Raw genomic sequence first — 22,020 nt, 5'->3', positions numbered from 1 at the left:
CATCGTTGCGCGATGCGGATCTTGCTCGTTGAAGACGAACGGCGGCTTGCCGAGGCTCTGCGGGCCGGGCTCAGTGCCGAGGGGTACGCCGTCGATGTCGCCCACAACGGGCGGGATGCCCTCTGGCACGCCGGTGAACACCCCTATGCCGCCATCGTCCTCGACATCATGCTGCCCGGGCTCAACGGGTACCGCGTCTGCCGGCGGCTTCGGGACCAAGGGAACAGCACCCCGATCCTGATGCTCACCGCCAAGGACGGCGAAGACGACGAGATCGAAGCCCTCGACACCGGCGCCGATGACTTCCTGCCCAAACCCTTCTCCTACGGCGTCCTGCTGTCCCGGCTGCGCGCGCTCATCCGGCGTGGCGGCGCCACCCGGCCCGGGGTCCTCAAACTCGGGGACCTCGAGCTCGACCAGGCCGGGCGGACCTGCCGGCGCGGCACCGCCGACATCACGCTCACCAGCAAGGAGTTCGCCCTCCTCGCCTACTTCATGCAACGGCCCGGGCAGGTCGTCACCAAAGCCGAACTGCTCGACAACCTCTGGGACTTCGCCGCCTCCGCCACCGCCAACCTGGTGGAAGTGCACGTCAGCGCGCTGCGGCGCAAGATCGACGTCCCCTTCGGCGCGGAAACCATCCGGACCGTCCGCGGCGCCGGTTACCACGTGGTGACCGCGGGTGCCTGACTTCTGGCGCTCCACCCGGTTCCGCGTCGCCGTCACGGCCTTCGCCGCGTCCGCCGTGGCACTCGGAGCGGTCTCCGTGTGGTTCGTCCTCCAGGCACGCAGCCGGCTCGAGAACACCGCGACCCAGCTCGCCGACGCCCACGCCGACGCCATCGTCCAGCTCCTGAACACCGGCGCCCGGCCCGCCGACCTCGCCCTGCTCGTCCGCGACTCGATCTACGAGGTCAAAGACCGGCAGGGCACGTCGGTCGCCTCCTGCCCGGCCCTGCGCGACACGACCCTGGCCGCCTACGACACCCAGGTCACCGTGCGGCCCTACCAGTACGACCGGTCCGCCCCGGCGTCCGTCGGCTGCGCGCCCGAGCTGCGCGGGCTCGACGACGACCTCACCCTGCACGTCGTGCACGCCGACAGCGGCGACAGCCGGTACGACGTGTTCGCCGGCGCCCAGCTCGACCCCGAGGGGCTGGCGGCGGTCGACTCCGCCCGGACCGTGCTGACGGCCGGCGTGCCCGCGGTCGCGCTGCTCATCGGCGTCATCGCGTGGCTCGCCGTGCGGCGGTCGCTGCGCCCGGTCGAGGCCATCCGCGGCGAGGTCGCCGAAATCGGCGCGCACGACCTCGGCCGGCGCGTCCCGGACCCGCGCACCGGCGACGAGATCGCGCGGCTGGCTTGGACGATGAACACGATGCTCGGCCGGCTCGACGAGGCCGTCACCCGGCAGAGCCGGTTCACCTCCGACGCGTCGCACGAACTGCGCACGCCCCTGGCGTCGCTGCGGACCCAGCTCGAAGTGCTCCTGGCCCACCCCGACCGGCTCGACTGGCGGCAGTCCTGCGAGAACGCGCTGCTCGACGTCACCCGGCTGCAGGACCTCGTCGCCGACCTGGTGCTGCTCGGCAAGCTCGACCACGCCGGACCGGACCGGCGGGAACCGGTCGCGCTGTCCGAAGTGGTCGGTGCGGTCGTGGCCGGCCGGAGCGGGGTCGACGTCGAGGTCAGCGGGACGCCGTCGGTGCGCGGCCACCGGTCGCGGCTGGAACGGCTGGTCCGCAACCTCGTCGACAACGCACAGCGGCACGCCGTCGCCCGCGTCGCCGTCACGGTGTCCACCGTGGACGGACAGGCGGTGCTCACCGTCGACGACGACGGGCCGGGCATCCCGGAAGCGGACCGCGAGCGCGTCTTCGACCGCTTCGTCCGGCTGGACGACGCCCGCGACCGCGACGAGGGCGGTTCCGGCCTGGGCCTGGCGATCGTCGCCGACATCGCCCGCGCCCACGGCGGCACGGCGGCGGTCGAGGAGGGCAGCCGGTTCGTCGTCCGGCTGCCGGAGCTGAAGACGTCTTAAGCCGGCTTCAGGCCCGGTTCAGCGGCCGGGATCGACGCTGCGGGCATGATCCTTTCCTGGCGGCCGCTCGACCACGCCGAATACCGCGCTTCCTCGTGGTTCCCCGGCCTGACCGGCCTGCGTGCGCTCGCCGCGCTGGCCGTCGTGTTCTTCCATTACGGCGGCCCGGTCGCCGACCCGTTGCAGGGCTGGATCGCCGTCCAGCTGTTCTTCGTGCTGTCCGGCTTCCTGATCACCACGCTGGCGCTGCGCGAAGAGGACGCCGCCGGCCGCGTCTCGCTGCGCGGCTTCTACGTCCGCCGGGTCTTCCGGATCATGCCGGTGTACTTCCTGCTGCTCGGCCTAACGGCGCTGGCCGTCACCCTCGCCGGGACGTACCAGAGCAGCCGGCTCGGCGACGCGATGCCGTTCTACCTGGTCTTCGGCAACGAGCTGGTCGACTACAACACGCCGTACCCGACGTCGTGGTCGCTGGGCGTGGAGGAGAAGTTCTACCTCGTCTGGCCCGCACTGCTCGTGCTGACGTCGTTCGCCCGCAGTGGCCGGACCGCGCTGCGCCTGCTGGTCGCCGGAGCGGTGGTGACCGGTGTCCTCTTCGGAGCGTTGCCGCTCGCGCCGACGCAGCGGTGGGCCGAGCTCAGCGTGCACTACTGCTCGCTGGTCATCGGCTGCCTGCTCGCGCTGGCGCTGCACCACCCGCGCGGGTTCGCCGTGTTCCGGCCGCTGACCAGCCCGGCCGCGGCGGTGCTGGTCGCGCTGGGGTTCTGCGTGCTGCAGCTGTCGGTCAAGCCGCTGGGACAGCAGTTCGGCGGGCACTGGCAGTTCGTCGTCCCGGTGTACGCGGCGGGTTCGGCGCTGCTGCTCGTGGCGGTCCTCGGGCCGGGCCCGGTCCGGCGGGTGCTTTCGAGCCGGCCGCTGACGTTCATCGGGGACCGGTCGTACGCGCTCTACCTCGCCCAGACCGGCGCCGCGGGCGTGACCGGCCTGGTGTTGCCGACCGGGCTCGGCAAGGCCGTCGCGACGGCCGCCGTCGCGCTGCTCTTCGCCTGCGGGCTGCGGCGGTGGGTCGAGCTGCCGTCGATCGCGTTCGGGCGGCGGCCGCTGCGGAAAGGGGAGCGGGCCCCTGCCGCGGTGCGACAGGAGCCCGCTCGGGCGGAATAGCTCAGGCGAGGACGGTGTCCAGCGGCGTGTGCGGGAGGTCGTGGGCCACCGCGACCGGGCCGTTGGTCAGGGCGCCGTCGTGCGTGTTGAGGCCCTTGGCCAGCGCGGCGTCGGCCTGCAGCGCGGCCTTCCAGCCGTGCTCGGCCAGCTGCACCGCGTACGGCAGCGTGACGTTGGTGAGGCCGTAGGTCGACGTCCGGGGCACCGCGCCCGGCATGTTCGCGACGCAGTAGAAGACCGACTCGTGCACGGTGTAGGTCGGGTCGTCGTGCGTGGTCGGGCGCGAGTCGGCGAAGCAGCCGCCCTGGTCGATCGCGATGTCGACGAGCACGCTGCCGGGCTTCATCCGGGCGACGAGCTCGTTCGAGACCAGCTTCGGCGCCTTCGCGCCGGGGACGAGCACCGCGCCGATGACCAGGTCGGCCTGCAGCACGGACTCCTCGACCGAGAGCCGGTTCGACGTCACCGTGCGGATGCGGCCGCCGAAGTCGTTGTCGATCTGGCGGAGGCGGTCGACGTTGGTGTCGAGGATCTCGACGTCGGAGCCGAGGCCGAGCGCGACGCGGGCGGCGTTCAGGCCCGCGACACCGCCGCCGATGACGACGACGCGCGCCGGGTGGACGCCGGGGATGCCGCCGGGCAGCACACCGCGGCCGCCGCTGGGCTTCATCAGGGAGAACGCGCCGACCTGCGGGGCGAGCCGGCCGGCGACCTCGGACATCGGGGCGAGCAGCGGGAGGGCGCCACCGGCGGTCTGCACCGTCTCGTAGGCGATCGCGGTGGTGCCGGCGGCGAGCAGCGCGTCGGTCAGCGGCCGGTCGGCGGCGATGTGCAGGTAGGTGAAGAGGACCTGGTCGCGGCGGAGCCGGCCGTACTCCTCGGCGATGGGCTCCTTGACCTTGAGGACGAGCTCGCCCTCGGCCCAGGTCTCGTCGGCGGTGGCGAGGATCTTCGCGCCGGCGGCGACGTACTCCTCGTCGGTGATGGACGAACCCACTCCGGCGGCGGTCTCGACGAAGACGTCGTGCCCGCGCCCGACCAGCTCGTGCACCCCGGCCGGGGTCAGCGCGACCCGGTATTCGTGCTTCTTGATTTCACGGGGAACGGCGATACGCATGGTCGGCCTCCTGGGTCGGTCAGCGTCCGGGATCGGGGCGGTGTTGCCACTCACGGTGAGCCACCCGGACGGCGGTGTCATCGTGCTGTCCGGACAATTCTCGGCGGCATTCGTGGTTCTGTCGGAACAAGCTCCTTGACTTCGACTTCACTTGAAGTTGCACCGTTGCGGCATGCGTGCGGTGTGGTTGAGAGAGTTCGGCGGTCCGGAAGTCCTCGTCCCCGGGGAGGCGCCGGATCCGGTGCCCGGGCCGGGCCAGGTGCTGGTGGAGGTGGTGTTCGCGAACACGACGTTCGTCGACACGCAGTTCCGGGCGGGGGCGCCGGGGCCGTTCCGAGCGTCGCTGCCGGTGATCCCGGGCAACGGCGTCGGCGGCGTGATCAGCGCGGTCGGCGCGGGGGTGGACCCGGGGCTGGCGGGACAGCGGGTGGTCACGGCGACCGGCGGTTCGGGCGGGTACGCCGAACGCGTCGCGGTGGACGCGGCGGCGGTGTTCGAGGTGCCGCCCGCGCTGTCCCTCGACGCGGCGGTGGCGCTCCTGGCGGACGGCCGGACGGCGACCGGCTTGGTCCGGGCGACCGGCGTGCGCCCGGGCGCCCGGGTCCTGGTCGAGGCGGCGGCGGGCGGCGTCGGCGGCTTGCTGGTCCAGCTGGCGACGGCGGCGGGAGCGACGGTGATCGGCGCGGCGGGCGGGCCGGCCAAGGTGGCCCACGTGCGCGGGGCTTCTTCGGTCGTCGACTACCTGCGGCCGGACTGGACGTCCGAGGTGGGCCCGGTGGACGTCGTGTTCGACGGAGTGGGCGGGCCGATCGGCACGGCGGCGTTCGGGCTCCTGCGCCCGGGTGGCCGGATGGCGGTGTACGGGCTGGCGGGCGGTTCGTGGGCCGAAGTGTCCGAAGAGGACGCTGCGGCGCGCGGAGTTTCGCTGGTGCGGTCGATCGGTTCGCCGTCGGAGATGCGGGCGTTCACGGAAGCGGCGTTGGCGTCGGCGGCCGAGGGGAGCCTGGTGCCGGTGATCGGCCAGCGCTTCCCCTTGGAGAAGGCGGCGGACGCCCACGCGGCGATCGAGTCCCGCGTGACGGTGGGAAAGACGTTGCTGGTCCTGTGATCGACGACTTCCTGGCCCGGCCGCTGACGGCGCGGGTGGCGACGGACGGGCCGACGGTCCGGCCCACGTGGTACCTGTGGGAGGACGGCGCGTTCTGGATCCTCAGCGGGCCGTGGTCCCGGCTGCCGGCGCTCGTCCGGGCGAAGTCGCGGATCGCGTTGACGGTGGATGTCTGCGAGCTCGAGACCGGGGTGGTCCTGCAGGTTCTGGCGCGCGGTGAGGCGGAGGTGCGGCCGTTCGACGTGGCGCGGGGGCGGCGGAAGCTGGTGCGGTACCTGGGAGCCGAGGAGTCGGGGTGGGATCCGCGGTTCCGGGAGTACTTGTACGGGGACGTCGGGGCGGTGTGGGTGTACCTGCGGCCTTCGCGGCTGGTCGCGCACGACTTGAGCTACCGAGTGCCGTGAAGGCCTCCCCGAGAGACTCGGGAAGGCCTTCACGGGTTCCGCCGCGGGAAGACGGAAACTCAGCCGCGGTAGGCCGACCACGAGCTCTTCATCCGCGAGGCTTGGCCCGCGGTGAACTCGTACATGCAGCTGTCGTAGCTGTAGTCCATGAAGTTGTGCACCGGGTCCACGCCCGCCGACGAGCAGGTGTCCTTGCTCGCCGGGCAGCCCGAGGTCGCCGTGGCTTCGGCCGGGGTGTCCGACACGTAGTCGCCCGAACCGGAGCAGCCGCCCTGGAACGTGTGGTACAGGCCCATCCAGTGGCCGACCTCGTGGGTCGCCGTGTCGCCCTCGTTGTAGTTCGTCGCCGAGCGGCCCGGGAGGGACTCGTCGAGGATGACCACGCCGTCCAGCTTCGGCTGGGACTTGTAGTTCGACGGGAACGTCGCCCAGCCGAGCAGGTCGTCGCCGAGCTTGGCCGTGTAGATGTTCAGCGCGTTCGCGCCGCCCTTGCGCAGCGCGTTCTTCATGTTGCGCTCGGCCGAGGTGCCGTCGGTGATGCCGTTGTACCAGGTGGAGTTGTTCGTGTAGTCGGTGCTGACCAGCGAGAAGCTGAAGCCGCTCGACGCGTACGCGCTGTTCAGGACCGAGATCTGCTTGCTGATCGTGGCCGCCGGCAGGTTGCCGGTCGAGCCGCTGGTGATCACGTGGAAGTACACCGGGATCGACACCGCGGCCGCGGCCTGGGCCGTGAACGCCGTGCGCTTGCCGGCGAGCTTGCTCTGCAGGTCCGCTTCCATGCGGGCCGCCTCGGCCGGGGACACCGAGTCGGCGTGCCCGTCCTTGCTGCGGTCCGCGGCGTGGGCGGGGGTGAAGCAGTCGCCGCTCGGCGCCGCGACGGCGCCCCCGGCTCCTGCCGCCGGGACGACCAGGGCGACCAGGGAGAGCGCGGACACCGCGCCCAGTTTGATGGCCCTGCCGAACCGCTCCGAACTGCTCATGGAGGAACTCCTCTTGCAACGACCCGGCTACCCGGGGTGGTGAAGAGAAAATGCGGCACGCGATCTTCGTTATCCACCATCTTTCGGCTGGAAAAGACACTCCGTACGATCGGCGCGATCCATGCGGACTAGCGCATACTTCGGATACTCCGCCGAACGGCCCAGTCAGCTCCAGCGCACCGCGACGAGCTGGGTCAGCAGCGCCAGCCGGACGTCGGGGTCGTCGAGGTCCAGCGGCACCAGTTCGAGCAGCTTCCGCATCCGGTACCGCAGGGTGTTCGGGTGGATCCGCAGCTCCCGCGCCGCCGCCCGCGGGTCGCCCGGGTGCCGCAGCCACTCGTAGAGCGTCTCGACGTAGCCGGCTTTGCCCGATTCGTCGTGCGCGCGCAGGGTGCTCAGCGGACCGAGGTCGGCGACCCGGGCCGCGGTCGCCGCGGTCGCGCCGCGGTGCAGGGTCAGCGACGTCCAGGCTTCGTCGAAGGCGATCACGCGGTCGGTGAGGATTTCGGCGCGCAGCAGGCCGAGGGCTTCGTCGGCCTGGGCGCGCGACGCCGAGAGGTCGGCGAGGCCGCCGGGGGAGCCCGCCGCCGCGCGCGGGGCGCCGCCGCGCCGGGACGCCGGCTGCGTGGCCAGGGCGTGGCGCAGCTCGGCCCAGCCGCCCGGACCCGCGCGGTCCGGCACCACGGCGTAGAGCAGCCCGCCGAGCTCGGTCGCCACCGGGCGGCTGCCGATGCCCTGGGAGATCCGTTCGAGCAGCGCGAGCCGCAGACCCTCGGCGTCGCGCCCGTCGCCGCCGGTGACCTCGATGACGACCACGCGGTGCGGCTCGTCGGCCAGGTCCAGCTCCGCCATCGCCTTGCGCGGGTTCGCGTGGCCTTCGAGCACCGCACGCAGCAGTTCGGCCGACGCGCGGCGCTGCGCGTCGGTATGTGCGCGGCGCCGCAGCAGGTGCAGCGCGACGACCGGGGCGGCGTCGGCGAAGGCGGCCGCGCGCTCGTCGGACACCGGCCCGGCGACCACCGCCCACATCGACCCGAGCAGCTCGCCACCCATCCGGATCGGCACGATCAGCCGCGGCAGCGTGCCGTCGCGCTGGGCCGGGACGAAGATCGTCTGCCGGCCGCGGGACAGCTCGCGGAACACCCCGCGCGACCGGAACCGCGCGAGGACGTCGTCGGGGATGCGGCGGCCCATGATCGTGGCGACGCGGGCGGGGTCGGTCAGGTCCTGACGGGCGGAGTAGGCGAGCACGCGCGAGTTGGTGTCCTCGATGGTCACCGGCGCGTCGACGACGCTCGCGACGGCGTCGGCCAGCCGGAACAGGTCGCCGGAGCCGGGGTCGAGGTCTTCCGACTCGTCGGCGAGGGCGTCGAGGACGGTCCGCAGCAGCCAGACGAGCTGCGCCCACGACGTCGCGGCGTGCACCTGGATCAGCGCGATCCCGCTGGCCTTCGCGGCCCGCTTGACCGCCGGTTTCGCGGCCAGCGGCGGCTTGAGCAGCACGGCGGCCGCGCCCTGTCCGGCGCTCTGCTTGACCAGTTCCGCGGCGTCTTCGGGGCCGGTCGTGGCGACGCCGAGCACGAGGTCCCCGGCGGACAGCGTGAGGGCCCCGCCGGGTTCGGCGATGACGACGTCGGCGACGGCGGGCGAGTCGTCGGGCAGCTGGAGCGCGTGGAGCAGCGTCGGCCCCACCCGGTCGACCACGCTGCGCACCGAAACCACGGGAGCATTCTCGCCGAGAAACCCGGCGACGGCTCGGTAGGGTCGCCGGGGTGTGCGGGGCCTGCCGGGGCGGTGGCGGGCGGTCGCACCACCCCGGCAGGCGTTCAGGGGGATTCGCTCATAGCGCTCCTGGGATTTTCCGAATACCGGACCCGCCGATCGATTCCGGGTCCGGGAAGGCGCCGACCCTATTTCATCCCGCAACGCCGGTTCCGGGGTATGGCATCCTCGCGCGATCGACCGGAAGGTTTCGCCGGGAAAGGGTGCGGTGACCGCTCCGGACGGAACGATCCTCGTGCTCAGCGAGAACCTCGAGGACCGCCCCCGGCGCCACCGCCGACCGGTTTCCGACGCCGAACTTCTTAGCGCGAAAGGACCGCCGTCAGGACCCTCCGCAGCTCGCCGGCCGGGTTCCCGGCCGGTTCCGGGGAGCGCCACGCGACGATTCCGTCGGGCCGCACCAGCGAGGCGCCGCCCCGCGAAAGGCCGTACCGGGCGGCGAAGACGTCGTCGTCGATCGTGTGGCAGTCGAGGCGGATGGCCTGCTCCGCCGCGGCCGGCTGCCACCGCGTGCCGTCGCCCGCGCACAGCAGCACCCACGAATGTCCCAGCAGGTCCACAGTGGACGCCAGTCCCGGCGCCCGGAAGCCGGGCCGCCCGGTCGGGGCCTGGATGTCCTCGACGCGCTCGCCGTCGTCCGGCTCCTCCGGCAGCACGGCCGTCGAGCGGTAGCGGAACCCGAGCGTGACGGCCAGCTGGTCCTCGGCCTTCGTCAGCCCGGTGACGTCGAGATCGGGGTGCATGCGCTGCTTCATGTTGTGCAGGGACGTGTCGATGACCATCCGCGCGATCGGCTTCCGCTCGGCTTCGTAGGTGTCGAGCAGTGCCGGGCCCGCTTCGCCACGCAGCACCGCGGCCAGCTTCCACGCGATGTCCGCGGCGTCGCCGACCGCGGTGTTGCCGCCCAGCCCGCCGGTCGGGGGCGTCACCTTCGCCGCGTCGCCGACCAGGAAGACCCGGCCGGCGCGGAACCGGTCGGCGAGCCGCGCGGCGACCTCCCACGAGCCCGTCCAGACGATCTCCGGCTCCAGGTCCGGCAGGTCGGTGGCGGCGCGGATCATCGCGACCAGCCGGTCGCGGGTGAAGTCGGCCGGGCGTTCGCCGCGGCCGGGGAAGTAGTCCGGCGCGAAGACGTACCGGTCCGGCACGTCGGTGGTGACGAACCCGGCGGTGAAGCCCGGGTGCTGCAGGTAGAACAGGTCGGTCAGGCCCGGGTGGACGCGGTCGCCGAGGTCGGCGTCGAACACCACGCCGAGGCAGTGGCTCAGCGCGTCCATCCCGGTGGTCCCGATGCCGAGCCGCTGCCGGATCCCGCTGCGCCCGCCGTCGGCGGCGACGACGTAGTCCGCGCGCACCACGGTTTCTTCGCCGGACTCGCGATCGCGCAGCGTCGCCGTGACGCCGTCGCCGTCCGGTGCCAGGTCCGTCAGCTCGGTCCGGAACCGCACCCGCGCGCCCGCCTTTTCCGCGTGCGCCAGCAGGATCGGCTCCACGACGTCCTGGCCGGCCAGGCCGGCGGGCAGGGTGGTCGACGCCGAGACGTCGAACTCGCTGCCGTCCTGGACCAGCCGGTGCAGCACCCGGCCGGCCAGGCTGGTCGCGACGGTGATCCGCAGCCCCTGCGACGCCCGCGGGCTCGCCGCCAGCACCTCGCGGTCGATTCCCGCCCAGTGGAACAACTCCATGGTGCGCCAGTTCTGCCCGGCGGCGCGCGAGTGGACCGACGTCCCCGCGTGCCGCTCCACGGCCAGCACGTCCACTCCGGCCTGCGCGAGGAAGAGCGAGGCCGACAGCCCGCCCAATCCCGCTCCGACGACCAGCACCTGTACCCGCTCGGTCATGTGTATCTCCCCATCTGTGAATCTCCCTGGCAGATATCTTAGATGCAAAGAGATTCATCGGGCAAGGCAACTCGGCTCCCAGGAGGTGGGAAGGGTTGGGTAGGCCGTTCGGCGCAAGTAGCTTCGCATTCGGCAGCCCTCCGCGAACCCCTTGAGCCGCAAGGAGAAAACCGATGACCGAGACTTCGGCGTGGTCCTTCGAGACCAAGCAGATCCACGCGGGCGCCGCGCCGGACCCGGCCACCGGGGCCCGGGCGACACCGATCTACCAGACGACGTCGTACGTCTTCCGCGACAGCCAGCACGGCGCCGACCTCTTCAGCCTGGCCGAGCCCGGCAACATCTACACGCGGATCATGAACCCGACCCAGGACGTCCTGGAGCAGCGGCTCGCCGCGCTCGAAGGCGGCGTCGCGGCGCTGGCGTTCGCGTCCGGCTCGGCCGCGACCACGGCGGCGATCCTCAACCTCGCCGGCGCGGGCGCCCACTTCGTCTCGAGCCCGTCGCTCTACGGCGGCACCTACAACCTCTTCCACTACACGCTGCCGAAGCTCGGCGTCGAGGTCACGTTCATCGACGACCAGGACGACCTCGAGCAGTGGCGCGCCGCCGTCCGGCCGAACACGAAGCTGTTCTTCGCCGAGACGCTGGCCAACCCGGGCAGCAACGTCCTCGACATCCGGGGCGTCGCCGACGTCGCGCACGAAGCCGGCGTCCCGCTCGTCGTCGACAACACCGTGCCGACGCCGTACCTGCTGCGCCCGATCGAGCACGGCGCCGACGTCGTCGTGCACTCCGCGACGAAGTACCTCGGCGGCCACGGGACGACGGTGGCCGGCGTGCTGGTCGACGGCGGCACGTTCGACTTCGGCAAGAACCCGGAGAAGTTCCCCGGCTTCAACGAGCCCGACCCGAGCTACCACGGCCTGAAGTACTGGGAGGCGCTCGGCCCCGGCTCGTACGCGGCCAAGGCGCGCGTCCAGATCCTGCGCGACACCGGCGCAGCGATCTCGCCGTTGAACAGCTTCCTGATCCTGCAGGGCATCGAGACGCTTTCGCTGCGCCTCGAGCGGCACGTCTCGAACGCGCAGGCGCTGGCCGAATGGCTGGAGCAGCGCGACGAGGTCGAGAAGGTCTACTACGCCGGCCTGCCGTCGAGCCCGCACTTCGCCAACGCGCAAAAGTACCTGCCGCGCGGCGCGGGCGCGGTCCTGTCGTTCGACCTGCGCGGCGGCGTGGAGGCGGGCCGGAAGTTCGTCGACGGCACCGAGCTGCACAGCCAGCTGGTGAACATCGGCGACGTCCGCAGCCTGATCGTGCACCCGGCGTCGACCACGCACAGCCAGCTGACGCCCGAGGAACAGCTCTCCAGCGGTGTGACGCCCGGACTGGTCCGGCTCGCCGTCGGGCTGGAGGGGATCGAGGACCTCAAGGCCGACCTCGAAGCCGGATTCCGGGCGGCCAAGGCGGAACTGTGACCGTGTCCGGCGCCTGGCGGATCGGCGATCCGCCGGGCCGCCGGAAGTTCGTCACCGGCCCGGGCGCGCTGGCGCTCGAGGCCGGTGGCGTGCTGCCTTCGTTCACGCTCGCGTACGAGACGTGGGGGACGCTGAACTCCGACGCGTCCAACGCGGTCCTCGTCGAGCACGCGCTGACCGGCGACAGCCACGCGGTCGGCCCCGCCGAACCGGGGCACCCGAGCGCGGGCTGGTGGGACGGGCTGATCGGGCCGGGCAAGGCGCTGGACACGAACGAGTTCTTCGTCGTCGTCCCGAACGTGCTGGGCGGCTGCCAGGGCTCGACCGGGCCGTCGTCGCCGGATCCGGACGGGACGCCGTGGGGCAGCCGGTTCCCGGTGGTGACGGTGTGGGACCAGGTCGCGGCCGAAGCGGCACTGGCGGACGCGCTGGGCGTTTCGCGCTGGGCCGCCGTCATCGGCGGCTCGATGGGCGGGATGCGCGCGCTGGAGTGGGCGGTCTCGCTGCCCTCGCGGGTGGCTTCGGTGCTCGTGCTGGCGTCGACCGCGCGGGCGTCGGCCGAGCAGATCGCCTGGGCCGCCCCGCAGCTGCACGCGATCCGCAGCGACCCGTTCTTCCGCGGTGGCGACTACTACTCGGCGGCTTCGGGACCCGTGGCCGGTCTGGGCATCGCCCGGCGGATCGCGCACGTCACCTACCGCAGCGAGCCGGAGCTGGCCCAGCGGTTCGGCCGGCTCCCGCAGGACGGCGAAGATCCGCTGCGCGGCGGCCGGTTCGCCGTCGAGTCCTATTTGGACCACCACGCGGCCAAGCTGGCCCGCCGCTTCGACGCCAACAGCTACCTGGTGCTGACGGAGTCGATGAACACTCACGACGTCGGCCGCGGCCGAGGCGGCGTGGCGGCGGCACTGGGCCGCGTGACGGCGCGGGCGGTGATCGCCGGCGTCGACAGCGACCGGCTCTACCCGCTGTACCAGTCGGCGGAGATCGCGGCCGGGATCCCGGGTACGCCGGAGCCGTCGGTGGTGTCGTCGCCGTACGGGCACGACTCGTTCCTCATCGAAACCGGCCAGATCGCGGCCCTGGTGAAGCACCTGCTCGGCTGAGCCCCAAGCGCCCCAATGTGGCGTTGGGTGCGTTGAACGCACCCAATGTGGCGTTCGGTGCGTTGGATGCACCGAACGCCACATTGGGGCGCTTCAGTCGGAGACGGCCTCGGAGATCCAGGGCGCCACCGGCAGGTCGCGGTCCAGGCATTCGACCGAAAGGCGGATGGTCCAGCGCAGCGCTTGCAGGACGAGGCTGTCGACCTCGTCCGGGGCCGCGTTGGCGAGGGCGATCTCGACCTGCTCCTGCGCGGCTTCGGTGTTGCCGTGGACTTCGGCGAGCAGCGTCCGGACCGCGGTCCGCACCGGTGGGTCGGCCTGGTCGATCGAGACCTCTTCGCCGTCCTCGTCGAACACCTGGACCTTCACCGGGGCGCTGCCGCCGTCGCCCAGGGTGGAGACCATTGCGCTGCACTCGCCGAAGAGCAGCAGCATGAGGGCCTTCGTCTCGTCCGCGCGGGCCTGCGGCTCGGCGGCCGACGGGGCGACCTCGCCCAGCGCTTCGGCGTCGTCGCCGAGGCTCAGCGCGGTCAACGCGCGCTGAGCCTTCTCGACGAGCCGGCGCTCCTGCTCGCTCCAATCCGGGTCCACGTGCCCCATCAAACACCACGACGGCGCTCGGCGGCACACCTTGATCCGCCGATGACCTTCAGGCCGCGCGAAGGGCACCCAGCGCGAGCCGGCAGAGCAGTTCGGCGAGTTCATCGTCACCGAGATGGCGGTTGTACGGCGTCGAGTTGATCAGTCCGAACACGGCGTGTGCCGCCGATCGCGCCTGCCGTTCCCCCAGCTCCGGGACGGCTTCGCGGATGACGCGCACCCACACCTCGACGTACTGGCGCTGGAGCGCGCGCACCTGCTTGCGGTCGGCGTCGGTGAGGTTGGCGAGGTTGCGCTCCTGAACGGTGATCAAGGCGGGGTGCGCGAGCGCGAAATCGACGTGGAACCGCACGAGGCCGGTCAGCGTGTCGTCGGGTTCACCCGGGTGGGCGGCTCGGGCCGTACCGCCGTCGAGCAGGTAGCGGCTGATCGAGTTCAGCATCTCGCCGAGGATCGCGTCCTTGCTGCGGAAGTGCCGGTACAGCGCGGGGCCGGAGATCCCGACGGCGGCACCGATGTCGTCGATGCCGACGCCGTGGAAGCCGTGGTGGGCGAACAGCTCGGCGGCCGCGGACAGGATCTGTTCGCGCCTGCTCGCCTTCTCGCCGTTCACGAGAGGGGTGGGGTTGGCCGGCATCCGGTCAGTTTAGAGCGGCAGGTTAGCGAGCGCTAACGTCACGGTTCCAGGCCGCCTTCCCGATCGCTTGTGAGCCTGCTCACCCGGCTCGGGTGGAGGGGAGACCCCGGCTGCGGTGCCCGGCGAGCACCGCAGCCGGGGGCCGGTCAGGTGGTGCAGGCCGCCGCGCCGAGCTTGACGGCCGAAGGGGTGCCCGACGGGCCGTTGGCGGTGAAACCGAGCGCCACCGCCGCTCCCGCGCCCAGGGACGGGCTGTAGGTCGGCGCGCTCACCGTGACCGTGGCGCCGGCCTGGGTGAAGGTGCCGTTCCAGCCGCTGACGACGGTCGCCCCGGCGGGCAGGGTGAACACGACCGTCCACGGGTTGGCGGCGCTCGTCGCGGTGTTGGTGACGGTCAACGTGCCCTGGAAGCCGCCTTGCCAGGAGTTGTCCAGCTTCCACGCCGTCTTGCACCCGCCGGTGCCGCCGCCGGTCGTCGTGGTGGGGGTGGTCGGGGTGGTCGTCGTCGGGTCCGGGCCGCCGCCGGTGGGCGGGATCAGGTACGGCTGGAGGATGCTCTGCTTCGCCTGGTTGACCGTGGTCCAGTCGTCGTTGAGGATGCCCCCGGTGTCCCCGGAGTTGGGGTTCCACGACCAGTAGGTGAACGAGATGCCGTTGACGCCGGTGCCGGTGTAGGCCATCAGCTTTTCCAGCCACACCTTGTCGACCGGGTTCGCCAGCGTGGTGCCGAACTCGCCCATCATCAGCGGCGCGATGTTCTGCTTGTACAGGTAGCCCCAGTAGTGGTCCCAGATCGCCGTCAGGTTCGCCGGGTAGTCGGGAGCGCTGAACCACGGCTGGTTGTAGACCGACGTGGCGTACTCGTGCGGGGAGTACACCACCCGGTTGGCCACCGACAGGCGTACCGGGAACTCGCCCGCCTTCGACAGGTTCCCGCCCCACCAGCCGCAGTCCTCGTCGTTGGACGGGTCGCCGTCCCACACGTTCGACAGCCCGCCGCTCGGGCAGCTCACGCCCTCGACGAAGATCAGCCAGTTCGGCTGCACGGCCAGGATCGCGTTGCCGGCGCGTTCGGCGGCCAGCCGCCAGTCGCGGGCGGTGTCACCGCAGCCCCAGCACGCGCCGGTCGCGGCCGGGTTGGTGCCCTCGGCGTGCGGCTCGTTGTGCAGGTCCGCGCCGATGACCGTGGTGTTGCCCGCGTAGTGCTGGGCGAGCGTCTTCCAGTCGTTGATCCAGGTGCTTTCCGGGACACCGGCGGTGTACCAGAGCGCGGTCTGCCCCGCGCTGGTCGGCCGGTGCCGGTCGAGGATGACGCGCATCCCCTTCGTCCCCGCGTAGCCGATCACCTTGTCGAGGATCTGCAGCGGGGACAGCCCGATCAGGTCGGGGTTGGTGTAGTCGTTGATGCCGGTGGCCGTGGCACCGGGCTTCAGCGCGTCGTCGGAGAACGGCACGCGCAGGGTGTTGTAGCCCAGCTGGGCCATCTGGTCGAGCTGCTGGCGCCAGGTCCGGCTGGACCACAGGCCGTGGAAGGTCTTGTTGTCGGTCTCCATCCCGAACCAGTTGATGCCGGTCAGCCGAACCGTCGCGCCCGTGCTGTCCAGGATCTTGTTGCCGCTGGTGTGCAGGTACCCGGCGCCCGTACCGCCGGCCGCCGCCGCGACCTGGCCGGTCGCGCCGAAGGCCACCAGCCCGCTCGCGGCCACCACGGCCGCGGCCAGCACGCCGAACGCTTTTCTCCACTGCGTCATCTGCTCTCCTTTGAGCAATACGTCATCCTGGGAGCGCTCCCAGACGAGGTTAGCGAACGCGGTCCCGGTGTCAAGGGCACAGCGCGAACCCCGCTCGTCGTCCGGCCGGGGGTAACCCACCCGGGGCGACCTGCCGATCTTGCGCGGCTGACGGATCGCTGACGTTTCACACTTCCGGTGTGGGCTAAGTGGGTACCTACCGGTAACTAGGGGTTCCTCGCCAGCCCTTCACCTGCTGTCCTATTTGGGTCGGCCCTGTCACAAAGGAGTGACCCATGGCTGTTCCCACCCGTAATTTCAGGCGATCCCTTCTACGGTTGAGCACGGCCCTGGGGGCCGTCGTCCTTGCCTCTCTCGGCGTCACGGGCCTCGCCCAGGCCGCCGGGACCGTCTACGCCGCGCTCGGCGACTCCTACTCCTCCGGGGTCGGGGCCGGCAGCTACGGCAGTTCCGGGAGCTGTTACCGCAGCTCCAAGGCCTACTCCCAGCTGTGGGCCAACGCCCACAGCGGCACCTCGTTCACGTTCCTCGCCTGCTCGGGCGCGAAAACCGGGGACGTGATCAACCAGGCGAACTCGATCCCCTCGTCGGCCACGCTCGTCACGGTGACCGTCGGCGGGAACGACGCCGGGTTCACCGACGTCATCACCACCTGCACCCTGGGCAGTGACTCCGACTGCGTGAACCGCGTCAACACGGCCAAGACGTACGTCAACAACACGCTGCCGGCCCTGCTGACCAACACCTACAACGCGATCAAGGCCAAGGCGCCGGGCGCTCGGCTCGTCGTCCTGTCCTACCCGCGCTTCTACACCGTGCCCGGCTCCTGCTGGGTGGGGTTGAGCGACACCAAGCGGTCCGCGATCAATTCGGGTGCCGACGCGCTCGCGTCGGTGATCCAGTCGCGGGCGGGCTCGGCGGGCGCGACCTTCGTCGACGTGCGGCCGTCGTTCGCCGGGCACAACATCTGCTCGTCGGCCGACGATTACCTGCACAGCCTGACCTGGCCGGTGATCGAGTCCTACCACCCGACCGCGGCCGGGCAGTCGGGCGGCTACTACGCCCCGCTGCGGGCGGCGATCGGCTGAGCGGAGCCCGAGACGGCCACCCCGGTCCGCCGGGGTGGCCGTTCGTGACGTCCGGCGACTGGACACCCACGTTAGCGGTCGCTAACATCGGAGCGGAGGTTAACGCCCGCTAACTTCGAGGGAGCCCATGGACACGCCGGCACTGGGGACTACGGCTGCCCCGGACAGCGAGGCCTACGCCCGCAACGCCACCTCACACGCGGAGCTGGTCGAAGACCTCCGCAAACGCTTGGCGGCCGCCCGGCTGGGCGGGCCGGAGAAGGCCCGCACGCGGCACGTCGAGCGCGGCAAGCTGCTGCCCCGCGACCGCGTCGACACGCTGCTCGATCCGGGTTCGCCGTTCCTCGAGCTGTCCCCGCTGGCGGCCAATGGGTTGTACGACGACGAAGCGCCGTCGGCGGGCATCATCACCGGCGTCGGGCGGGTCTCGGGCCGGGAGTGCGTGGTCGTCGCCAACGACGCCACCGTCAAGGGTGGCACCTACTACCCGATGACGGTGAAGAAGCACCTGCGCGCCCAGGAGGTCGCCCTCCACAACAACCTGCCGTGCGTCTACCTGGTGGACTCCGGCGGCGCGTTCCTGCCCCGGCAGGACGAGGTCTTCCCGGATCGTGAACACTTCGGCCGGATCTTCTACAACCAGGCGACGATGTCCGCGCGCGGGATCCCGCAGATCGCCGCCGTGCTCGGCTCGTGCACCGCGGGCGGCGCGTACGTCCCGGCGATGAGCGACGAGGCCGTGATCGTCCGGAACCAGGGCACCATCTTCCTCGGCGGCCCGCCGCTGGTGAAGGCGGCGACCGGCGAGGTCGTCACGGCCGAGGAACTCGGCGGCGGCGACGTCCACGCCCGGCAGTCCGGCGTCACCGACCACCTGGCCGACGACGACGCCCACGCGCTGCGGATCGTCCGGTCGATCGTCTCGACGCTCGGGCCGCGCACCCCGCGTCCGTGGGACGTCTTGCCGACCGAAGCGCCCGCCGTCGACCCGGCTGAGCTGTACGGCGTCGTGCCGACCGACCCGCGCGTGCCCTACGACGTGCGCGAGGTGATCGCCCGGATCGTTGACGGCAGCCGGTTCGCCGAGTTCAAGAAGGAGTACGGCGCCACCCTGGTCACCGGGTTCGCCCGGATCCACGGCCACCCGGTCGGCATCATCGCGAACAACGGCGTCCTGTTCGCCGAGTCGGCGATGAAGGGCGCGCACTTCATCGAGCTGTGCGACAAGCGCTCGATCCCGCTGGTGTTCCTGCAGAACATCACCGGCTTCATGGTCGGGCGCGCGTACGAGGCGGGCGGCATCGCGAAGCACGGCGCCAAGATGGTCACGGCGGTGGCGTGCGCGCGGGTGCCGAAGCTGACCGTCGTGATCGGTGGCTCGTTCGGGGCCGGCAACTACTCGATGTGCGGCCGGGCGTACTCGCCGCGGTTCCTGTGGATGTGGCCGAACGCGCGGATCTCGGTGATGGGCGGCGAGCAGGCGGCGTCGGTGCTGTCGACGGTCCGCCGCGACGCCATCGAGGGCCGTGGCGGCGAATGGTCCACAGAGGACGAAGAGGCGTTCAAGGACCCGATCCGCGAGCAGTACGAGGCGCAGGGCAGCCCGTACTACTCCACCGCGCGGCTGTGGGACGACGGCGTCATCGACCCGGCGGACACCCGCACGGTGCTCGGCCTCGCCCTCTCGGCCGCGGCCAACGCACCGCTGGCCGAGGTCAACTACGGCGTCTTCCGGATGTGAGGGGCATGTTCGACTCAGTGTTGGTCGCGAACCGGGGCGAGATCGCGGTCCGGGTCATCCGCACGCTGCGGGCCCTCGGGATCCGCGCGGTCGCGGTGTACAGCGACGCGGACGCCGACGCGCGGCACGTCCGCGAGGCGCACACGGCGGTGCGCATCGGCCCGGCGGAAGCCGCCCGCAGTTATCTGAACATTCCGGCCATTGTGGACGCCGCGGTGTCGTCCGGCGCGCAGGCCGTGCACCCCGGTTACGGCTTCCTGGCCGAGAACGCCGAGTTCGCGCGGGCCTGTGCAGAAGCCGGGCTGGTGTTCATCGGCCCGCCGGTCGCGGCGATCGACGCCATGGGCGACAAGATTCGCGCCAAGGCGACGGTGTCGAAGGCCGGCGTGCCCGTCGTGCCCGGGGCGTCCGATGTGGACATCCCGGACGGTGACTTCGCTTCGGCGGCCGCGAAAGTCGGCTACCCGCTGCTGCTCAAGCCGTCCGCCGGTGGTGGCGGCAAGGGGATGCGGCTGGTGCACGCTCCCGAAGAACTGGACGCCGCGATCGAGTCGGCGCGGCGCGAGGCCAAGGGTTCCTTCGGCGACGACACGCTGTTGATGGAGCGGTTCGTCACGACCCCGCGGCACATCGAGATCCAAGTGCTGGCCGACACGCACGGCCACGTCATCCACCTCGGCGAGCGCGAGTGCAGCCTGCAGCGGCGGCACCAGAAGATCATCGAAGAGGCGCCGTCGGTGCTGCTGGACGACGTCACCCGCGAGAAGATGGGCTCGGCGGCGGCCGAGGCCGCGCGCTCGGTCGGGTACGTCGGCGCCGGCACCGTCGAGTTCATCATGTCGGCGCACGACCCGGACGAGTTCTTCTTCATGGAGATGAACACCCGGCTGCAGGTCGAGCACCCGGTCACCGAGCTGGTCACCGGCCTCGACCTCGTCGAGTGGCAGGTCCGGGTGGCGGCCGGGGAACACCTGACCGTGCAGCAGGACGACGTCGTCCTCGAGGGACACGCCGTCGAAGCGCGGGTGTACGCCGAAGACCCGGCGCGCGGGTTCATCCCGACCGGTGGGACGGTGCTGGCCGTGCACGAGCCGGCCGGCGACGGCGTCCGCGTCGACTCGTGGATGACGCCGGGCGCGGTGGTCGGTTCGAACTACGACCCGATGCTGGCCAAGGTGATCGCCTGGGGCCCGGACCGCGCGGCCGCGCTGCACCGGCTCGACCTGGCGCTGGCCGACACGGCGTTGCTGGGCGTCGGCACGAACACCGCGTTCCTGCGCGGGCTGCTGGCCGACGCCGACGTCCGCGCGGGCAAGCTCGACACCGAACTCGTCGACCGGCGGCTGTCGGAACTCGTCTCCTCCGAGGTGCCCGCGGAGTTCTTCGTCGCGGCCGCGCTCGACCGGTTCCTCGAGCTGCAGCCGTCCGGGCCGGTGGTCGACCCGTGGGACGTGCCGGACGGCTGGCGGATGGGCGGCTCCGGCGGGGTGACGTTCCGGCTGAAGTCCGGCACCGCCCGCGCGGTGGTCCGGGTGCAGGGCACGCCGGCCGCCGCCACGGTGTTCGTCGACGACGCTGCGCCGGTCCACGTGTCGGCCCGGCGCGACGGCGACGTCCTGGAGGTCCGGCACGCGGGTGGGTTTCACCGCTACCGCCAGGCCTGCGGTCCGGATCGGACGGTCTGGCTGGCGCGCGACGGCCTGAGTTTCCCCTTCGGGGAGCAGGAGTTCGTGCTGGCGTCGCGCGGCGAGGCGGCCGGGGCGGGCCCGGTCACCAGCCCGATGCCGGGCACGGTGCTCGTGGTGAAGGTCGCCGCGGGTGACGTCGTCAAGGCCGGGACGCCGTTGCTGGTCGTCGAAGCGATGAAGATGGAGCACACGGTCACCGCGCCGATCGACGGCGTGGTCAGCGAACTCCCCGTCCGGGCCGGCCAACAGGTCGCGCTGGACGAAACCCTTGCCGTAGTCACGCCCCACGAGGAGCAGCCGTGATCGACTTCCGCCTGGACGAGGAGTACGAGTCCCTCCGCAAGACCGTCGAGGACTTCGCGCGCGGCGAGGTCGCGCCGGTGATCGGCGAGCTGTACGAGAAGGAAGAGTTCCCCTACGCGATCGTCGCGAAGATGGGCGAGATGGGCCTGTTCGGCCTGCCGTTCCCCGAGGAGTTCGGCGGCATGGGCGGCGACTACTTCGCGCTGTGCCTGGCGTTGGAGGAGCTGGCGCGGGTCGACTCGTCGGTCGCGATCACCCTGGAGGCCGGCGTCTCCCTCGGCGCGATGCCGATCTACCGCTTCGGAACGCAGGAGCAGAAGGAGAAGTGGCTCCCGGACCTGTGCGCGGGCACGGCGCTGGGCGGCTTCGGCCTGACCGAACCGGGCGGCGGCTCGGACGCCGGCGCCACGCGCACGCGCGCGCGTCAGGACGGCGACGAGTGGGTCGTCAACGGCAGTAAGGCGTTCATCACGAACTCGGGCACGGACATCACCCGGTTCGTCACCGCCACCGCGGTCACCGACGTGATGGAGAACGGCCGCAAGGAGATCTCGGCGATCCTCATCCCGTCCGGCACGCCGGGTTTCGCGGTGGCGCCGAAGTACTCCAAGGTCGGCTGGAACTGCTCGGACACCCACGAACTGTCCTTTTCGGACGTCCGCGTCCCGGTGGAGAACCTGGTCGGTGTCCGCGGTCGGGGATACGCGCAGTTCCTGTCCATTTTGGACGAGGGTCGCGTCGCGATCGCCGCGTTGTCGGTGGGGTTGGCGCAGGGTTGCGTGGACGAGTGCCTCAAGTACGTGAAGGACCGGGTCGCGTTCGGCAAGCGGATCGGTGAGTACCAGGCGATCCAGTTCAAGATCGCCGACATGGAGGTCCGCACCCACACCGCCCGCCTGGCGTACTACCAGGCGGCGTCGAAGATGCTGCGCGGCGAGCCGTTCAAGAAGGAGGCGTCGATCGCCAAGCTGGTGGCCTCCAACGCGGCGATGGACAACGCCCGCGAAGCGACCCAGATCTTCGGCGGGTACGGGTTCATGAACGAGTTCCCGGTGAGCCGCTTCTACCGCGACGCGAAGATCCTGGAGATCGGCGAGGGCACGAGCGAGGTCCAGAAGATGCTGATCTCGCGCCACCTCGGCGTGGCCTGACCCGGTCGTGAGTGGTAAAGCGGGTTAGAACCCGCTTTACCAC

At 71.5% G+C, this 22,020-nt stretch carries 18 protein-coding genes; 11 read left to right on the top strand and 7 right to left on the bottom strand.

Annotated features, from left to right (window positions below):
• Positions 1–12: 12 nt before the first annotated feature.
• Genes ACWEF6_RS33090 through ACWEF6_RS33080 form a run of 3 tightly spaced genes read left to right on the top strand, consistent with a single transcriptional unit; the run spans position 13 to position 3,202 of the window.
• Complete coding sequence (locus tag ACWEF6_RS33090) at positions 13–690, top strand: response regulator transcription factor (protein ID WP_449686531.1); 678 nt, start codon at positions 13–15, stop codon at positions 688–690.
• Positions 683–2,041, top strand: a complete 1,359-nt coding sequence (locus ACWEF6_RS33085) for an ATP-binding protein (RefSeq protein ID WP_449686530.1) — start codon at positions 683–685, stop codon at positions 2,039–2,041. Before ACWEF6_RS33090 ends, ACWEF6_RS33085 begins: the two co-directional genes overlap by 8 nt.
• A 45-nt stretch (positions 2,042–2,086) precedes the next feature.
• The gene (locus ACWEF6_RS33080; protein ID WP_449686529.1) at positions 2,087–3,202 is read left to right on the top strand and encodes an acyltransferase family protein; all 1,116 of its coding nucleotides are present in this window, start codon (positions 2,087–2,089) and stop codon (positions 3,200–3,202) included.
• A gap of 1 nt (position 3,203) precedes the next feature.
• On the opposite strand, the gene ald is transcribed toward ACWEF6_RS33080, so the two are convergent.
• Positions 3,204–4,319 carry an alanine dehydrogenase gene (gene ald, locus ACWEF6_RS33075; protein WP_449686528.1) on the bottom strand — a complete coding sequence of 372 codons (1,116 nt, stop codon included), beginning with the start codon at positions 4,317–4,319 and terminating at the stop codon, positions 3,204–3,206.
• A 172-nt stretch (positions 4,320–4,491) separates the two neighbouring features.
• Between ald and ACWEF6_RS33070 the strand changes: the two genes are divergently transcribed.
• Both ACWEF6_RS33070 and ACWEF6_RS33065 read left to right on the top strand, forming a co-directional pair.
• A complete protein-coding gene (locus tag ACWEF6_RS33070; RefSeq protein WP_449686527.1) occupies positions 4,492–5,427 on the top strand; it encodes a zinc-binding dehydrogenase in 936 nt (311 codons plus the stop codon).
• Complete coding sequence (locus ACWEF6_RS33065) at positions 5,424–5,831, top strand: pyridoxamine 5'-phosphate oxidase family protein (protein ID WP_449686526.1); 408 nt, start codon at positions 5,424–5,426, stop codon at positions 5,829–5,831. The genes ACWEF6_RS33070 and ACWEF6_RS33065 overlap by 4 nt, the downstream gene beginning before the upstream one ends.
• A gap of 59 nt (positions 5,832–5,890) precedes the next feature.
• Here ACWEF6_RS33065 and ACWEF6_RS33060 read toward each other — a convergent pair whose 3' ends face one another.
• The 3 genes from ACWEF6_RS33060 to rdmE all read right to left on the bottom strand — a co-directional run bounded on the left by ACWEF6_RS33060 (position 5,891) and on the right by rdmE (position 10,434).
• Positions 5,891–6,811: a zinc metalloprotease gene (locus ACWEF6_RS33060; RefSeq protein ID WP_449686525.1), complete on the bottom strand. Its 921-nt coding sequence runs from the start codon at positions 6,809–6,811 to the stop codon at positions 5,891–5,893.
• Between the two features lie 165 nt (positions 6,812–6,976).
• Positions 6,977–8,533, bottom strand: a complete 1,557-nt coding sequence (locus ACWEF6_RS33055) for a PucR family transcriptional regulator (RefSeq protein WP_449686524.1) — start codon at positions 8,531–8,533, stop codon at positions 6,977–6,979.
• 362 nt (positions 8,534–8,895) lie between these two features.
• Positions 8,896–10,434: an aklavinone 12-hydroxylase RdmE gene (gene rdmE / locus ACWEF6_RS33050; RefSeq protein ID WP_449686523.1), complete on the bottom strand. Its 1,539-nt coding sequence runs from the start codon at positions 10,432–10,434 to the stop codon at positions 8,896–8,898.
• A 173-nt stretch (positions 10,435–10,607) separates the two neighbouring features.
• Here rdmE and ACWEF6_RS33045 point away from each other — a divergent pair, with 173 nt between their 5' ends.
• A complete protein-coding gene (locus ACWEF6_RS33045; protein ID WP_449686522.1) occupies positions 10,608–11,912 on the top strand; it encodes a bifunctional o-acetylhomoserine/o-acetylserine sulfhydrylase in 1,305 nt (434 codons plus the stop codon).
• Positions 11,909–13,018 (top strand): homoserine O-acetyltransferase MetX, encoded by a 1,110-nt coding sequence (metX, locus tag ACWEF6_RS33040; RefSeq protein ID WP_449686521.1) that lies wholly within the window; start codon positions 11,909–11,911, stop codon positions 13,016–13,018. The genes ACWEF6_RS33045 and metX overlap by 4 nt, the downstream gene beginning before the upstream one ends.
• A 93-nt stretch (positions 13,019–13,111) precedes the next feature.
• Here the strand turns inward: metX and ACWEF6_RS33035 are convergent, their stop codons facing one another.
• From ACWEF6_RS33035 to ACWEF6_RS33025, 3 genes are all read right to left on the bottom strand, one after another.
• Complete coding sequence (locus tag ACWEF6_RS33035) at positions 13,112–13,618, bottom strand: hypothetical protein (protein WP_013229665.1); 507 nt, start codon at positions 13,616–13,618, stop codon at positions 13,112–13,114.
• A 49-nt stretch (positions 13,619–13,667) separates the two neighbouring features.
• Positions 13,668–14,255 (bottom strand): SACE_7040 family transcriptional regulator, encoded by a 588-nt coding sequence (locus ACWEF6_RS33030; RefSeq protein WP_310973353.1) that lies wholly within the window; start codon positions 14,253–14,255, stop codon positions 13,668–13,670.
• Positions 14,256–14,401: 146 nt separating this feature from the next.
• Entirely contained in the window at positions 14,402–16,006 is a 1,605-nt protein-coding gene (locus ACWEF6_RS33025) for a cellulase family glycosylhydrolase (protein WP_449686520.1), read from the bottom strand.
• A gap of 317 nt (positions 16,007–16,323) precedes the next feature.
• On the opposite strand from ACWEF6_RS33025, the gene ACWEF6_RS33020 reads away from it, so the two are divergent.
• The 4 genes from ACWEF6_RS33020 to ACWEF6_RS33005 all read left to right on the top strand — a co-directional run bounded on the left by ACWEF6_RS33020 (position 16,324) and on the right by ACWEF6_RS33005 (position 21,977).
• Positions 16,324–17,094 (top strand): SGNH/GDSL hydrolase family protein, encoded by a 771-nt coding sequence (locus ACWEF6_RS33020; RefSeq protein ID WP_449686519.1) that lies wholly within the window; start codon positions 16,324–16,326, stop codon positions 17,092–17,094.
• Positions 17,095–17,221: 127 nt separating this feature from the next.
• Complete coding sequence (locus ACWEF6_RS33015; protein ID WP_449686518.1) at positions 17,222–18,835, top strand: carboxyl transferase domain-containing protein; 1,614 nt, start codon at positions 17,222–17,224, stop codon at positions 18,833–18,835.
• Between the two features lie 5 nt (positions 18,836–18,840).
• Positions 18,841–20,826: an ATP-binding protein gene (locus ACWEF6_RS33010; RefSeq protein WP_449686517.1), complete on the top strand. Its 1,986-nt coding sequence runs from the start codon at positions 18,841–18,843 to the stop codon at positions 20,824–20,826.
• Entirely contained in the window at positions 20,823–21,977 is a 1,155-nt protein-coding gene (locus tag ACWEF6_RS33005) for an acyl-CoA dehydrogenase family protein (protein ID WP_449686516.1), read from the top strand. Before ACWEF6_RS33010 ends, ACWEF6_RS33005 begins: the two co-directional genes overlap by 4 nt.
• The last annotated feature ends 43 nt before the right edge of the window (positions 21,978–22,020 follow it).

The organism is Amycolatopsis sp. NPDC004772 (assembly GCF_053601215.1).
This window is presented reverse-complemented; position numbering and strand designations above follow the sequence as displayed.

Coding starts and splice junctions, on each gene's coding strand:
- ACWEF6_RS33060 (WP_449686525.1), bottom strand. CDS start 6,811: ATGAGCAGTTCGGAGCGGTTCGGCAGGGCCATCAAACTGGGCGCGGTG.
- ACWEF6_RS33045 (WP_449686522.1), top strand. CDS start 10,608: ATGACCGAGACTTCGGCGTGGTCCTTCGAGACCAAGCAGATCCACGCG.
- ACWEF6_RS33035 (WP_013229665.1), bottom strand. CDS start 13,618: ATGGGGCACGTGGACCCGGATTGGAGCGAGCAGGAGCGCCGGCTCGTC.
- ald (WP_449686528.1), bottom strand. CDS start 4,319: ATGCGTATCGCCGTTCCCCGTGAAATCAAGAAGCACGAATACCGGGTC.
- ACWEF6_RS33010 (WP_449686517.1), top strand. CDS start 18,841: ATGTTCGACTCAGTGTTGGTCGCGAACCGGGGCGAGATCGCGGTCCGG.
- ACWEF6_RS33080 (WP_449686529.1), top strand. CDS start 2,087: ATGATCCTTTCCTGGCGGCCGCTCGACCACGCCGAATACCGCGCTTCC.
- rdmE (WP_449686523.1), bottom strand. CDS start 10,434: ATGACCGAGCGGGTACAGGTGCTGGTCGTCGGAGCGGGATTGGGCGGG.
- ACWEF6_RS33015 (WP_449686518.1), top strand. CDS start 17,222: ATGGACACGCCGGCACTGGGGACTACGGCTGCCCCGGACAGCGAGGCC.
- ACWEF6_RS33025 (WP_449686520.1), bottom strand. CDS start 16,006: ATGACGCAGTGGAGAAAAGCGTTCGGCGTGCTGGCCGCGGCCGTGGTG.
- ACWEF6_RS33070 (WP_449686527.1), top strand. CDS start 4,492: ATGCGTGCGGTGTGGTTGAGAGAGTTCGGCGGTCCGGAAGTCCTCGTC.
- ACWEF6_RS33030 (WP_310973353.1), bottom strand. CDS start 14,255: ATGCCGGCCAACCCCACCCCTCTCGTGAACGGCGAGAAGGCGAGCAGG.
- ACWEF6_RS33090 (WP_449686531.1), top strand. CDS start 13: ATGCGGATCTTGCTCGTTGAAGACGAACGGCGGCTTGCCGAGGCTCTG.